This is a genomic window from Cellulomonas sp. P1_G12_2 (assembly GCF_056405535.1).
This window is the reverse complement of sequence record NZ_JBFUBX010000002.1, coordinates 568,767-582,566: the sequence shown is the minus strand read 5'-3', so window position 1 is coordinate 582,566 and position 13,800 is coordinate 568,767. Positions and strand designations below refer to the sequence as shown.

The window sequence follows — 13,800 nt, the reverse complement described above, 5'->3', positions numbered from 1 at the left end:
CCCACCCTTCCCACGACACCTCCGGAGCACGCCGTGCGCAGAGCCCGCTGGACCACCCTTGCCGCCGTCGCCGCCCTGGCGCTGGCCGCGTGTGCTCCGACCGACGAGGACGCAGGCGCCGCCCCGAGCGACGGGACGCTGGCGACGGTCACGGACGGCGTCCTGACCATCGCGACGTCCGATCCGGCCTACCAGCCCTGGGTCATCGACAACGACCCGACCAGCGGCGAGGGCTTCGAGTCGGCCGTCGCGTACGCGGTGGCCGACCAGCTGGGCTTCGACAAGGACCACGTGGAGTGGACGGTCGCCAGCTTCGACCAGATCATCGCGCCGGGCGCCAAGGACTTCGACTTCGCGATCAACCAGGTGTCGATCAGCGACGAGCGCGAGGCCAACCTCGACTTCTCCTCGCCGTACTACACGACCTCGCAGGCCGTCGTGACGCTCGAGGGCTCGGCAGGCGCCGGCGCGACGACGCTCGCGGACCTCAAGGCGCTGAAGATCGGTGCCATGGTGGGCACGACCAGCCTCACCGCGGCCCAGGAGGCGATCGACCCGAGCACGCCCGTGTCGCCGTTCAACGACAACGACCAGGTCAAGCAGGCCCTGACCGCCGGGCTCGTGGACGCGATCGTCGTCGACCTGCCGACCGCCCTGTACATCACGGCGGCCGAGCTGGACGGCGGGAAGATCATCGGCACGCTGCCCGACAGCGCCGGGGGTGACGAGTTCGGGCTCGTGCTCGACAAGGGCAGCGCGCTCACGACGCCGGTGACCGAGGCCGTCGACGCCCTGCGCGACGACGGCACGCTGGCTGACCTCGAGGCGCAGTGGCTCACCGACGCCGCGGGTGCACCGGTCCTCCAGTGAGCTGGGTGCCGTCCGAGCGCCAGGAGGAGCGGGACGCCTACCGCCGCAGCCGTGCCCGCCGGTCGACCGCCGTCGCCTTCCTGTCGACGATCGCGCTGGTCGCCATCGCCGTGCTGGCGCTGGTGTCCTCCCCCGGCTGGCCGCGGGTCAAGGCGTCCTTCTTCGACTGGGACGTGGCGGTCGAGTCGTTCCCGGCGATCCTGCAGGGGCTGTGGCTGAACATCCGGGTGATGGCGGTCAGTGCCGTCCTCATCGTCATCGTCGCGATGGCCCTGGCGCTCGCCCGCACGCTGCGCGGCCCGGTGTTCTTCCCCGTCCGGGCGCTGGCCACCGGCTACGTCGACGTGTTCCGCGGCCTGCCGCTGATCCTCGTCCTGCTGCTCGTCGGGTTCGGGCTGCCGGGCCTGCGGCTGCAGGGGATCCCGACGTCGGCGGTCGCGCTCGGCACGCTGGCGCTGGTGCTCACGTACTCGGCCTATGTCGCGGAGGTCTTCCGGGCCGGGATCGAGTCCGTGCACCCGTCGCAGGTGGCCGCGGCACGCTCGCTCGGGCTCACGCGCGCGCAGGCGATGCGGCACGTGGTGCTCCCCCAGGCGGTCCGGCGCGTGATCCCACCACTGCTCAACGACCTCGTCGCACTCTCCAAGGACTCCGGCCTCATCTCGATCCTCGGGGCCATCGACGCGGTCCGAGCCGCGCAGATCGAGACCGCGCGGTACGCCAACTTCACGCCGTACGTCGTCGCGGGGGTGCTGTTCGTGGCCCTGACCATCCCGCTGACCCGGTTCACCGACGTGCTGGCACGACGCTCGGGCTGGATCGGTGCGCAGAGCGCGCTGGCCGGCGGCGGAGCGCTGCGATGAGCCCCGGTCCGATGCGCGACCCGATGCCCGGCCGGCCGCTGCGCCTGGACCGCCCGCTGCTGTCCGTCCGCGGGGTCCGCAAGGCCTTCGGCGACCACGTGGTGCTCGACGACCTCTCGCTCGACGTGCACGCGCACCAGGTCGTCGTGCTCATCGGGGCGTCCGGCTCCGGCAAGTCGACCCTGCTGCGGTGCATCGACCTGCTCGAGGACGTCGACGACGGCGTGATCGAGCTCGAGGGTCAGGACATCACCGACCCCCGCCTGGACGCCAACGCCGTCCGGGCCCGCATCGGCATGGTGTTCCAGGCCTACAACCTGTTCCCGCACCTGCGCGTGATCGACAACGTGACGCTCGCGCCCCGCCTCGTGCACAAGACGTCGCGGGCCGAGGCGGAGGCCGAGGCGCTGGCGGTCCTCGACCGCGTCGGCCTGGCCGCGAAGGCCCAGGCCTTTCCCGACGAGCTCTCGGGCGGGCAGCAGCAGCGGGTCGCCATCGCGCGCGCCCTCGTCGGCAAGCCGGCCGTGATGCTCCTCGACGAGGTGACCAGCGCGCTCGACCCGGAGCTGGTCGGCGAGGTGCTCGCGCTGCTCGCGGAGCTCAAGCAGACGGGGCTGACCATGGTGATCGCGACGCACGAGATGGGCTTCGCGCGCGAGGTGGCCGACGAGGTCTGCTTCCTGCACGAAGGACGCGTGCACGAGCGCGGCACGCCGGCCCAGGTGCTCGGCAGCCCGCGCGAGGAGCGCACGCGCGAGTTCCTGCGCCGCATCACCGGCCCGTAGACGACGACGTCCGAGCAGGTGCGGGCTCTGACCCGCCTCTGCTCGGACGTCGCGCGCGTTCTGTCAGCCGTTGCGGCCCAGGGAGACGTCCACCATCTCGTCGCGCGGGACGAGCTTCACGCGCTCGCGGCCGTGCGGCTCTCCGAGCGAGCGCTCGTACGCGTCCAGGAGCTCCCAGCCCTGCCACGTGATGACGTCCACGCCGCGGCCGTGCAGGAACTCGGTGACGGCCTCGGGGTCGCGGTCGGTGGCCGTGTAGAACGCCTCGCCGCCCTCGGCCACGTCCTCGCCGAGGTGCCGGATGGTCTCCGACGCGTCCGACTTGGTGTGTCCGATGAGGCCGACCGGGCCGCGCTTGATCCAGCCGGTCGCGTACACGCCGGGCAGGTGCTCACCGTCGACGTCGACGACGCGGCCCTCGCGGTTGGGGATCACGCCGGCGACGTCGTCGAACGGGATGTCCACCAGCGGCGACCCGAAGTAGCCGACGGCGCGGTACACGGCCTCGACCGGCCAGTCCTGCAGCTGGCCCGTGCCGGTGACGTTGCCGTCCCCGTTCAGGGCGGTGCGCTCGGTGCGGACGCCGACCACGCGGCCGTCCTCGCCCAGGATCTCGACCGGCTTGTGCAGGAAGTGCAGGTGGATGCGCCGGCTCGCGGTGTTCTCCTCCGGCTCCTTCAGGGTCCAGTCCGTGAGGGTCTTGACCACCTGCTTGGTCTGGTTCGAGGAGTGGATGGCGGCCATCGAGCCCTCGTCGAAGTCGAAGTCCTCGGGGTAGACGATGACGTCGACGTCCGGGACGTGACCGAGCTCGCGCAGCTCGAGCGGGGAGAACTTGACCTGGGCCGGGCCGCGGCGCGCGAACACGTGCACGTCCGTGACGGGCGAGGCCTTGAGGATCTCGTAGACGTTGGCCGGCAGCTCGGTGGGCAGCAGGTCGTCGGCGTGCTTGGCCAGGATGCGGGCCACGTCGAGCGCCACGTTGCCCGCGCCGAGGACGGCGACGTGCTGGGCGTTCAGCGGCCAGGTGCGCGGGACGTCCGGGTGCCCGTCGTACCAGGACACGAAGTCGGCGGCGCCGTAGGAGCCCTCGAGGTCGATGCCCGGGACCGGCAGTGCGGCGTCGCGGATGGAGCCCGTGGAGAAGATGACCGCGTCGTAGAACTGGCGCAGGTCGTCCAGCTTGAGGTCGGTGCCGTAGTCGACGTTGGCGAGCAGGCGGATGTCACCGCGCTCCAGCACCTTGTGCAGCGCGACGATGATCTGCTTGATGCGCGGGTGGTCGGGCGCGACGCCGTAGCGCACGAGGCCGAACGGCGCGGGCAGGCGCTCGAAGAGGTCGATGCTGACGTCGAGGTCGGTCTTCGACAGGATGTCGGCGGCGTAGATGCCGGCCGGGCCAGCGCCGACGACGGCCACTCGCAGAGTCGGGGTGCTCACGGGACGCGGGTGCCTTCCGATCAGGGGAGCCCTGCGGGAGTGCGTCACGCCGGGTGCAGGCACGACGGACGGCACCGTGCAGGACTGTGCTCGAGGCCAGTGTAGGACCGGGCGCGAGGCGGACCTTCCGTGGCCGCCAGCATCTGGACAGACGTGAGACGCGCGAAGGGGTGGCGCCGCACACCTCCACGCGCTCGACGCCACCCCCGTCCGCGGGCCACGGGCGCCGTCCCGCAGTGCAGGACGGCGCCCGGACCGTCTAGCTGCGCCAGGTGTCGGTCAGGGTGAGGACCCCGCTGGCCGGCACCGTCGCGGTGCGGTTGGACCCGGACTCCCAGGTCACCGCGCCGTTCGACTCCTTGCGCACGTACTTGTACTGGACGACCGTGCCCGCCGGCAGGGTCACGGACGCCCGCCACACCGGGTAGGTCGCCGACGAGAGCGCGACGGCGCTCGCCGGGTTCCAGCTGCCCAGCTCCGCGCGGTCGCCCACGACGAAGACGTTCTGGCCCCACGACGTCGTCGCGTCGACACCGAAGGAGATCTGCGACGTCGTCGGCGTGGGGGTCGCCGTGCCCCCGGCCGGCTGCCCCACGTGCAGGGCGACCGAGCCGTTGGCGGGGACCGTGAACGACGCCGCTCCGCCGGACACCACCGTGACCGTGGTGCCGGAGCACCCGCCGCTCGTCGTCGCGCCGCTGATCACGTCGCAGTAGCGGCCGGCCGGAAGTGACGTCTGGAAGGTGCGCTGCAGGGCGGAGCCGTTGCGGTTGATCGCCACGTAGCCGAGCGACCCGCGCCCGTAGGCCAGCCGGCCGCCGTCGCTCCAGACGTTGGTCAGGGCTGCGGTGCCGACGGCGTTGCGGAAGCCGACCATGTGCGCGGTCTCGTTCCACCGGTGCGCGCAGGTCCAGGTGCCCTGCCCGCACACGGCGTCGTTCACCTTGCCGCTGCTCTGCTGGGGAGCCCCCGCGTCGTTGGCACTGAACGCGTACCCGGAGTACACCGTCGGCCAGCCGTACGGGTAGCTGAGGGCGAACACGTTGGCCAGGCGGTAGTCAGAGCCGTCCTTGTAGCTGAGGGTCTCGCCGTTGCGCTCGGTGTCGTGGTTGTCGACGAACACCGCGGCCCTGTCGGTCGGCAGCAGCCAGGACTGGTCCTTGAGCCCGCCGAGCGAGGTCAGAGTTCCGCTCTGGAACACCGACTTGAGGTTCCGGGAGTAGTTGAACTCGTTGGAGTCCCCGGAGCCGAAGTACTCCGCCGGCTGGATCGGCTCGCCACCGCCCGCGATCACCTCGTGCTCGATGTAGACGCTCTGGTCGGTGAGCTTGCCCCGGATCGCCTCCAGGTCCGCCGCGGCGATGTGCTTGGACGCGTCGACCCGGAAGCCGCGGACGCCCAGGGAGATGAGGTCGTTGAGGTAGGCGGCGATCTCCGAGCGGACGTAGTCGCTGCCCGTGTCGAGGTCCTGCAGCCCGACCAGCCGGCAGTTCTGCACCTGGTAGCGGTCGTTGTAGTTGCTGATGTTCGTCTTGCAGGCGTGGAAGTCCTGCGGGCCGTAGCCGCCCTCGGGTCCGGGGTAGCGCTCCTCGGAGTACGCGGTGCCCGCCCACCCGGTGCCGGCGCTGGTCTGACCGGACATGTGGTTCACGACGACGTCGGCGATGACCGAGACGCCCGCCGACCGGCAGGTGTCGATCATGGCCTTGTACTCGGCGCGGGTGCCCAGCTTGGACGCGATCTTGTAGCTGACCGGCTGGTAGGACGTCCACCACTGGCCGGCGAGCACCACGTGCTCGTTGGGGGGCGACGTCTGGACGTAGCCGTAGCCGGCCGGCCCCAGCTGGGTGGTGCACTCCTGCGCGATCGCGTTCCAGGTCCACTGGAACAGGTTGGCGGCGGGGCGCATCGTGGCGGGTGCGGCCGCGGCGGGCCGGGCGGTGGCGAGCCCCGCGGCGGTCAGCCCGGCGAGGGCCAGCACCGCGGCGAGCAGGGCGCCGAGGGCGGCTCGGCGCGGTCGGACGTGGATCGGGTGGTCTGACACGTGGTGCACTCCTCGAGGTGGGGCCCGACGACGTCGTCGAGCCGCTCGCGGTCACCGCACCGTCGCGGGACCGACCTGCATCCGCCCGACGCGCACCGGGTGGTGGCGGCGCACGGCAACGCGGGTGGGACCGGCGGGACCGGTCCCGGGAGGAGGTGTGCCGACCGCCGGGACCCCGGTGGAGGGCGCGCTGGACCTGCGCCACAACACGCTGTAACACGCCCTGCAACGCGGGTGAAACTTGCTGCAACCGGACACTAGGGGAGGTCTCCCGACGCGTCAACAGGGACCTAGGCTCTGCTGGTGACCGACGCTCCCGCCACCCGCCCGGCGACGACCCCCCTCGACGGGCTCGGCCTGGCGACCGGCGTCGGCGCCTACGTCCTGTGGGGCGTCCTCCCCCTGTACTTCCCGCTGCTGCAGCCCGCCGGCGCGGTCGAGATCATCGCGCACCGCGTCGTCTGGTCGCTGGTGTTCTGCCTCCTCCTGCTGCTCGCCACCCGCACGTGGGACACGTTCGTCGCGGCGCTGCGGAACCGGCGGACCCTCGGCGTGCTGTCGGTCGCAGCCGTCCTGCTGGCCGTCAACTGGCTCGTCTTCGTGTTCGGCATCCTCACCGACCGCGTCGTCGACGCCGCCCTGGGGTACTTCATCAACCCGCTCGTGACGGTGACGCTCGCGGTCGTCGTGCTGCGCGAGCGGCTGCGCGCGGTGCAGTGGGTGGCGCTCGGGTTCGGGGCCGCCGCGGTGGTGATCATCACTGCGGGCTACGGGCAGCTGCCCTGGATCGCGCTGACGCTCGCCCTGAGCTTCGGCTTCTACGGGCTGCTCAAGAACCGCGTGGGACGCAGCGTCGGCGCCGTGCCGGGTCTGGCGGTCGAGACCCTCGTCCTGTTCCCGTTGGCGCTCGGCTACCTGGCGTGGCTGAGCGCGGTCGGGGCGGGGACGTTCGAGACCGAGGGCCTCGGGCACGCCCTGGTCCTCGCGTCGTCCGGCATCGTCACGTCCATCCCGCTGCTGCTCTTCAACACGGCTGCCCGGCGGCTGCCCCTGTCGATGATCGGGCTGCTGCAGTACATCGCGCCGACCCTGCAGTTCCTCATCGGCGTCCTCGTCCTGCACGAGCAGATGCCGGCCGCGCGCTGGTGGGGCTTCGCGCTCGTGTGGGTGGCGCTCGGCATCCTCACGGTCGACGGCATCCGCCACGGTCACGCCCAACGGCTCAGCCGTCGCGCGGCCGACGTCAGCGCCGCAGCGTCGCGTCCACCACGATGACCGTGATGTTGTCGTGGCCGCCGGCCGCCAGCGCCGCGGCGACCAGCCGGTCCGCCGCGGGCTGAGCCGCGTCCTCGGCCCGCAGCTCGGCCTCGATGCGTGCGTCCGACAGCTCGTCGGTGAGTCCGTCGGAGCAGACGAGCATGCGGTCGCCCGGGCTCACGGGGAGCAGCCAAACGTCGGGCTCGACCTGCGAGGCGCCACCGCCGAGCACCCGCGTCACCACGTTCCGTCGCGGGTGCCGGCTCGCCTCGTCGGCCGCGACGATGCCGCTGGCCACGAGCTCCGCGACCTCCGAGTGGTCGAGCGTGACCTGCTCGAGCACGCCGCCCGCCATCCGGTAGGTGCGCGAGTCTCCCACGTTGACCACGAGCCAGCACGGGGTGTCGCCGTGCTCCGTCAGCACGACGCCGGTCGCGGTGGTGCCTGGGCGCCGTCCGGTGGTCGCCGGGAGGTCGCGGACCGCGGAGTGCGCCTGACGGACCGTCCGGCGCGCGTCGTCGGGTCCCGGGGTGCCGACGGCCAGACCCCGGAGCACCTCGATCGCCGTGCGGCTGGCCACGTCGCCGGCCTCGTGCCCTCCCATGCCGTCCGCCACCAGGAACACCCCGTCGGCCGCCCAGTGGAAGTCCTCGTTGCGAGCCCGCTGTCCTCGGGCCGTCGCGACACCGACGTCCAGTCGCACCCGGTCGTCGATCATCGGCGCGCCCCCGCGGCCCGGCGTCGTCGCTGGGCGGTCGGCGTCCTCACGGCGGCCATGCTACGGGTCGGCGCAGCCGCGGTGCAGGTCAACCGTCCTGGACCAGCAGGCTCCGCCGACCGAACCGCACGGTCCACCCGCGTTCGACCACCGCGCGCGTGCCCGGGGGAAGCGCGACGCTGGTGCCGTCCGGGTCGACGAGCACCGTGCCGTTGGTCGACCCGCGGTCCACCACCCAGAGGCGCCGACCGCCGGGCTCCGGCCCGAACGCGAGGTGCGCCTTCGAGATCGACCGGTCGGGGTCGTCGATCGACACCACGTGGGCGACCCCCGGCTCCGTGGCCGGGCTGCGTCCGACGAGCCCGTCGCCCTCGACGTCGAGCTCCTCGCCCGTGTCGAACCGCAGGTGCAGGTGGACGCGGGGCGCCGGGACCGACGGGCGCAGCCGGGTGTGCTCCAGGTCGCCCAGGCCGACCTCCGCGGGCTCCGGGTCGTCGAGCCCCGGGTCCGCCGGACGTACCACCGGCGCGTCGGCGAGACGCTCGAGCTCGCCCAGGCCCGGGTCGGCCGGACGCACCCGCGGGGCACCCGTGAGGTCGGGGCGCGGCCCGGGGAGGAGGCCGCGTGCTCCGACCGGCGGCGCGGGGACGTCGAGGGCCGGCGCGTCCGGCACGTCGATCACCGACGCCGCCGCCGGCGCCTCGACCGCGGGCTGTGCAGCATCGACGCCGGGCATCCCCGTGATGACCGGGGTCTCTCTGGGTGCAGGGGCGGTTCGGGTCCGGTCGTCCGGCGCGCTCCGCACCAGACCGGCAGAGTCCGGCCCGGGCGGGGGCGGCACGAACGGGATCGGCTCGCGCGGCGCCTGGCCCACCGCGTCCGGCGGCACGAACGGGATCGGCTCACGCGGCCCCTGCCCGACGGCGCGCGCGACCGCGGTGTTCCACGCCGCCGTCGTACCCGCTCCGGCGGCCGGCGGTCGCAGGGCCCGTGCGCGGAGCACGAGCGTGCCGGCCGCCTTGTCGTGCCAGCCCCGCTGCGCCGGGCTGTCGTCCCAGGCGCCCGACGCCACCACGACCCACTGGCCCACCAGGCACACGAGGGCACCGGCCGCGACGACCAGCTGCCGGACGAGGATCGCGAGCATGCCGGCGGGTCGACCCGTCGAGACGGCCACCGTCCGGATGCCCACCACGGCGCCGCCGACCGTCGCACCGGTGCGCGCCTCCGCCACCCACTGCCCGACCGCCACCACCAGGCCCAGGAGGCCGGGCAGGAGAACGGCCCGGGTCGCCGACGCGGCCGCGGCGACCGCGTACCCGAGGCCCACCGCGGCCAGTGCGACGAGCACGTCGAGGGCGTACGCCAGCACCCGGGTGCCCACAGGAGCGACCGATCCCGGCGTGACCGGGTACGACGCCGCGCCGCTCGTCGCACGCCGGGACGCGCGCGTGGGCAGTGGCGCGGTCGGCTCGGTCGGGGTCGTGCTCACGGCGGTCCTCCGGCTGCGGTCCCGGGAGCGGGGCCGCGCGGCCATGGTGCCAGATCGGGTCCCCGCGACGACCTCAGGACGCGCGGTCCACCAGCGCGTCCGCGAACGACACGAGCGCGTCCTTCACCGACCCGGCCGGCAGCGGGTCGAGCTCGCGGACCGCGGCCTGCGCCAGCGCGACCGCGCGGTCCCGGGTCTCGCCGACCACCGGGTGCACGCGCAGCGCCGCGACGGCCGACGCGAGGTCGTCGTCGTCCGAGAGGTCGCCGTCGAGGAGGGCGACCAGCCGCCGGTCCTCCTCGGTCGCGTCCGGGCCCGCAGCGCGGGCGCGCAGGAGCAGCGCCGGCATCGTCGGCACCCGCTCCCGCAGGTCCGTCCCCGGCGTCTTGCCGGTGACGTCCCCGTCGGAGGTGAGGTCGATGACGTCGTCGGCCAGCTGGAAGGCCACGCCGATCTTCTCGCCGAACCCGGTGACGGTGGCCACCACGTCGGGTCGGCAGCCCGCGAACATCGCCCCGAACCGGGCCGACGTGGCGATGAGCGACGCGGTCTTGTCCGCCAGCACCTGGAGGTAGTGGGCGACCCGGTCGTCCTCGGGCCGCGGGCCGACGGTCTCGTGCAGCTGGCCGAGGCACAGGCGCTCGAACGTGGCGGCCTGGATGCGGACCGCGTCGGGGCCGAGCCCGGCCACGGTGGCCGATGCCCGGGCGAACAGCAGGTCCCCGGTGAGGATGGCGACCGAGTTGCCCCAGACCTCGTGCGCCGCCGGTGCGCCGCGGCGCAGGGGCGCCGAGTCCATGACGTCGTCGTGGTAGAGCGTGGCCAGGTGGGTGAGCTCGACGACGACCGCGGCGTCGACCACCTCACGCCGCGAGCCGTCGCCCAGCTCGGCCGCCAGCAGGGTGAGCAGCGGGCGCAGCCGCTTGCCGCCGGCGTTCACCAGGTGGCGCGACGCGTCGTCGGCCAGAGGGTCCACGTTGGTCACCGCGTCCCGCAGGCGCTCCTCGACCAGCGCGAGGCGCACGGCCAACCGGTCGGCCAGGTCAGGATCGGCCAGCGGGAAGGCCGTCAGGGAAGTCACGGCTAGAACCTATCCCGGCGCAGCGACCGCGCCCGACAGGCGGGGCACTCAGGGCAGGAATGCCGCCACGCCGTCGATGAGCTCGAGCACCGGGGACGGGAACACGCCGAGCAGGACCGTGAGGACCGCGCAGACCGCGATCGCGACCACGGCGAACCCCTCGGTCCCCACGACCGCCGTCGTGACCGTGGAACGGGCCTCGACGACCACCGCGGTGCCCCCGATCGCCGAGTCGGAGGGCGCCGACACGGCCGAGCCGGTGGCCACCTCGTCGGCACCCGCCGGCTCGGTGAAGAACATGAGCACGATGATCCGCACGTAGAAGAACACCGCCGCGGCCGATGCCAGCACGCCGATGAGGGCCAGCGGCCACGCGCCGCCCTCGACCGCCGCGGAGAACACCGAGAACTTCCCCACAAAGCCGGCCGTCAGCGGGATGCCGGCGAACGACAGCAGGAACAGGGCGAACGTGAGGGCGAGCAGCGGGTGGCTGCGGCCGAGGCCTGCCCACTGCGACAGGTGGGTGGCCTCGCCGAGGATCGCCCCCGGCCCCTCGCCGGAGCGCTCGCGCACCAGCCAGACGATGCCGAACGCGCCGATGGTCGCCGCCCCGTAGACCAGCAGGTAGAAGAGCACCGCGGTGATGCCGGCCTTGTTCAGCGCGATGATGCCCGTGAGGACGAAGCCGGCGTGCGCGATCGAGGAGTACGCCAGGACGCGCTTCATGTCGGTCTGCACCAGCGCGGCCACCGTGCCGACCACCATCGTGAGGATCGCGACGGTCCAGAGCACCACGCCGAGGTCCCACGCCAGGCCGGGGAGCATCGTGTAGACGATCCGCAGCAGCGCACCGAACGCGGCGACCTTGGTGCACGCGGCCATGAAGCCCGTGATCGGGGTGGGCGCACCCTGGTAGACGTCCGGCGTCCAGGTGTGGAACGGCACCGCGCCGACCTTGAACAGCAGGCCGGACAGGATCAGCACGGACCCGACGAGCAGCAGGCTGTCCAGCCCACCGGGCACCTGGGTGGCCTCGGCGATCTCGGAGTACCGCAGCGAGCCGGAGTAGCCGTAGACGAGCGCGATGCCGAACAGCAGCAGCGCGGAGGAGAACGCGCCCAGCAGGAAGTACTTCATGGACGCCTCCTGCGAGAGCAGGCGACGCCGGCGGGCCATGCCCGTGAGCAGGTACAGCGGGAGCGAGAGCACCTCGAGGGCGACGAAGAGCGTGAGCAGGTCCCCCGTGGCCGGGAAGATCAGCATGCCACCGGTGGCGAAGAGCACGAGCGGGTAGACCTCGGTCTGCCGGACGCCCTTGCGGCGCGCCAGCTCCTCGTACTCCGAGCCCGGGACCGCGGCGGCGTTGGGCGCGAACGCGTCCTCCCCCGTCTCGGTGCGGTCCGCGATGATCAGGAGCGCCAGCAGGGCCAGCAGGGCGATGGTGCCCTGCAGGACGAGGGTCGGGCCGTCGACGAGCAGCGATCCGCCGAGCACGACGGTGCCACCCGTGTCCTCGACGCCGCTCCACAGTGCGGCGACCGCGATGATCGCGCCGAAGAGGGCCACGAGCGCCAGGGACAGCTGCACCGTGCGGCGGAGGCGGGCGGGCACGAAGGCCTCGACCAGGACGCCGAGCACGGCAGCGATCAGCACGATGACGACGGGGCTCAGGGCGGCCCAGTCGACGTCCGGTGCGACGAACTCGGTCACTGGTCGCTCCCTTCAGTTGCAGCGGCGGTCGGCACGTCCTGCACGCCCACCTGCTCGAGCGTGACGGACGCGGGCGGCCGGACCAGGTCGAGCGCGGGTCCGGGCACGAAGCCGAACACCACCATCAGGCCGAGCAGCGGCGCGACGACCCACTTCTCGCGCGTCACGGCGTCGGGCATTCCGGCGAGCTCCGGGCGCACCGGGCCGGTGAACATGCGCTGGTACGTCCAGAGCACGTAGATCGCGGCGAGCACCACGCCCAGGCTCGCGACGATGGCCGCGGCGGGGTGCCGGGCGAACGTGCCGACCAGGACGAGGAACTCGCTGACGAACGTCGACAGGCCCGGCAGCGACAGCGCCGAGAGGCCCGCCACCAGGAACGTCCCCGCGATCACCGGCACCACCTTCTGCAACCCGCCGAAGTCGGCGATCTGCTGCGACCCCCGGCGAGCCACCAGGAAGCCGGCGATGAGGAAGAGCGCCGCGGTCGAGAGTCCGTGGTTGACCATGTAGAACGACGAGCCGGCCACCGACGTCGACGTGAACGCGAAGATCCCCAGCACGATGAAGCCGAAGTGCGAGACCGACGTGTACGCGATCAGGCGCATCAGGTCCTTCTGCCCGATCGCGAGCAGCGCCCCGTAGAGGATCGAGACCACGGCCAGCACGATGACCACCGGCGCAGCCCAGCGGGACGCGTTCGGGAACAGCGGCAGGCAGAGCGTGAGCATCCCGAACGTGCCGACCTTGTCCAGCACGCCGACCAGCAGCGTCGAGGTGCCGGCGGGGGCGTTCTCGGCGGCGTCGGGCAGCCACGTGTGCACGGGGAACATGGGCGCCTTGATGGCGAACGCCAGGAAGAACGCACTGAACATGAGCTTCTCGGCCGTCGGGTCCAGCGCGATCCCCGTGAGGTTCTCGGTGAGGAAGCCCTGCGGACCGCCCGGCCCCTGCTGGTACAGGGCGATCACGGCGACCAGCATGATCAGCCCGCCGGTCAGCGAGTACAGCAGGAACTTCACGGCCGCGTACCTGCGCTGGGCACCGCCGAAGAGCCCGATCATGAAGTAGACCGGGATGAGCATGGCCTCGAACAGGACGTAGAAGAAGAACACGTCGCGCGCCGCGAACACCGCGACGATGAACGCCTCGAGCAGCAGGACGAGGGCCAGGTAGCGGCGCAGCCGGTCGGTGGCGACGGTGAGCGCACCCTGCTCGCGCCACGCGGCAAGCACCACGACCGGCACGATGAGCAGCGACATGAGCACGAGGATCAGGCCCACACCGTCGACGCCGACCGCGTAGGACACCCCGAACGCGGGGATCCAGCCGTGGACCTCGGTGAGCTGGACGGTGCCGGCGTCGGCGACGTCGAAGGCGGTGAGCGCAGCGACACCGAGCAGGAGCTCGAGCAGCGCCACGCCGAGCGCGACGGCCCGGGTGCGACTGGCAGGCAGCACCCACAGCGCGACCGCGCCCAGCAGGGGCACGACGATGAGGGCGGTCAGCCAGGGGAGGGAGGACGACATCGGTGTGAGCA

Annotated in this window: 11 protein-coding genes; 4 read left to right on the top strand and 7 right to left on the bottom strand. The window is 72.7% G+C overall.

Translation table 11 applies throughout. The annotated features are described in order from the left end of the window. Positions 1-33 precede the first annotated feature (33 nt). Genes AC1DXT_RS10710 through AC1DXT_RS10700 form a run of 3 tightly spaced genes read left to right on the top strand, consistent with a single transcriptional unit; the run spans position 34 to position 2,518 of the window. Positions 34-870: an ABC transporter substrate-binding protein gene (locus AC1DXT_RS10710; protein WP_477061336.1), complete on the top strand. Its 837-nt coding sequence runs from the start codon at positions 34-36 to the stop codon at positions 868-870. Further along, entirely contained in the window at positions 867-1,733 is an 867-nt protein-coding gene (locus tag AC1DXT_RS10705; RefSeq protein ID WP_477061335.1) for an amino acid ABC transporter permease, read from the top strand. Before AC1DXT_RS10710 ends, AC1DXT_RS10705 begins: the two co-directional genes overlap by 4 nt. Next, positions 1,730-2,518 (top strand): amino acid ABC transporter ATP-binding protein, encoded by a 789-nt coding sequence (locus AC1DXT_RS10700; RefSeq protein ID WP_477061334.1) that lies wholly within the window; start codon positions 1,730-1,732, stop codon positions 2,516-2,518. The genes AC1DXT_RS10705 and AC1DXT_RS10700 overlap by 4 nt, the downstream gene beginning before the upstream one ends. Positions 2,519-2,581: 63 nt before the next feature. Here the strand turns inward: AC1DXT_RS10700 and AC1DXT_RS10695 are convergent, their stop codons facing one another. After that, positions 2,582-3,958: an FAD-dependent oxidoreductase gene (locus tag AC1DXT_RS10695; protein ID WP_477061333.1), complete on the bottom strand. Its 1,377-nt coding sequence runs from the start codon at positions 3,956-3,958 to the stop codon at positions 2,582-2,584. A gap of 259 nt (positions 3,959-4,217) precedes the next feature. Beyond that, positions 4,218-6,002, bottom strand: a complete 1,785-nt coding sequence (locus AC1DXT_RS10690) for a carbohydrate-binding module family 20 domain-containing protein (RefSeq protein WP_477061332.1) — start codon at positions 6,000-6,002, stop codon at positions 4,218-4,220. Positions 6,003-6,305: 303 nt separating this feature from the next. On the opposite strand from AC1DXT_RS10690, the gene rarD reads away from it, so the two are divergent. Then, positions 6,306-7,277, top strand: coding sequence for an EamA family transporter RarD (gene rarD, locus AC1DXT_RS10685; RefSeq protein ID WP_477061331.1), 972 nt, complete (start codon positions 6,306-6,308; stop codon positions 7,275-7,277). On the opposite strand, the gene AC1DXT_RS10680 is transcribed toward rarD, so the two are convergent. The 5 genes from AC1DXT_RS10680 to AC1DXT_RS10660 all read right to left on the bottom strand — a co-directional run bounded on the left by AC1DXT_RS10680 (position 7,246) and on the right by AC1DXT_RS10660 (position 13,789). Further along, the gene (locus AC1DXT_RS10680) at positions 7,246-7,977 is read right to left on the bottom strand and encodes a PP2C family protein-serine/threonine phosphatase (RefSeq protein ID WP_477061330.1); all 732 of its coding nucleotides are present in this window, start codon (positions 7,975-7,977) and stop codon (positions 7,246-7,248) included. The two genes, rarD and AC1DXT_RS10680, sit on opposite strands and share 32 nt — an antisense overlap. A gap of 88 nt (positions 7,978-8,065) precedes the next feature. Continuing rightward, entirely contained in the window at positions 8,066-9,469 is a 1,404-nt protein-coding gene (locus AC1DXT_RS10675; protein WP_477061329.1) for an RDD family protein, read from the bottom strand. A 73-nt stretch (positions 9,470-9,542) separates the two neighbouring features. After that, positions 9,543-10,550 carry a polyprenyl synthetase family protein gene (locus tag AC1DXT_RS10670; RefSeq protein ID WP_477061328.1) on the bottom strand — a complete coding sequence of 336 codons (1,008 nt, stop codon included), beginning with the start codon at positions 10,548-10,550 and terminating at the stop codon, positions 9,543-9,545. A gap of 48 nt (positions 10,551-10,598) precedes the next feature. Continuing rightward, positions 10,599-12,260, bottom strand: coding sequence for an NADH-quinone oxidoreductase subunit NuoN (gene nuoN / locus AC1DXT_RS10665; RefSeq protein WP_477061327.1), 1,662 nt, complete (start codon positions 12,258-12,260; stop codon positions 10,599-10,601). Further along, entirely contained in the window at positions 12,257-13,789 is a 1,533-nt protein-coding gene (locus AC1DXT_RS10660; protein ID WP_477061326.1) for an NADH-quinone oxidoreductase subunit M, read from the bottom strand. Before AC1DXT_RS10660 ends, nuoN begins: the two co-directional genes overlap by 4 nt. Positions 13,790-13,800 lie beyond the last annotated feature (11 nt).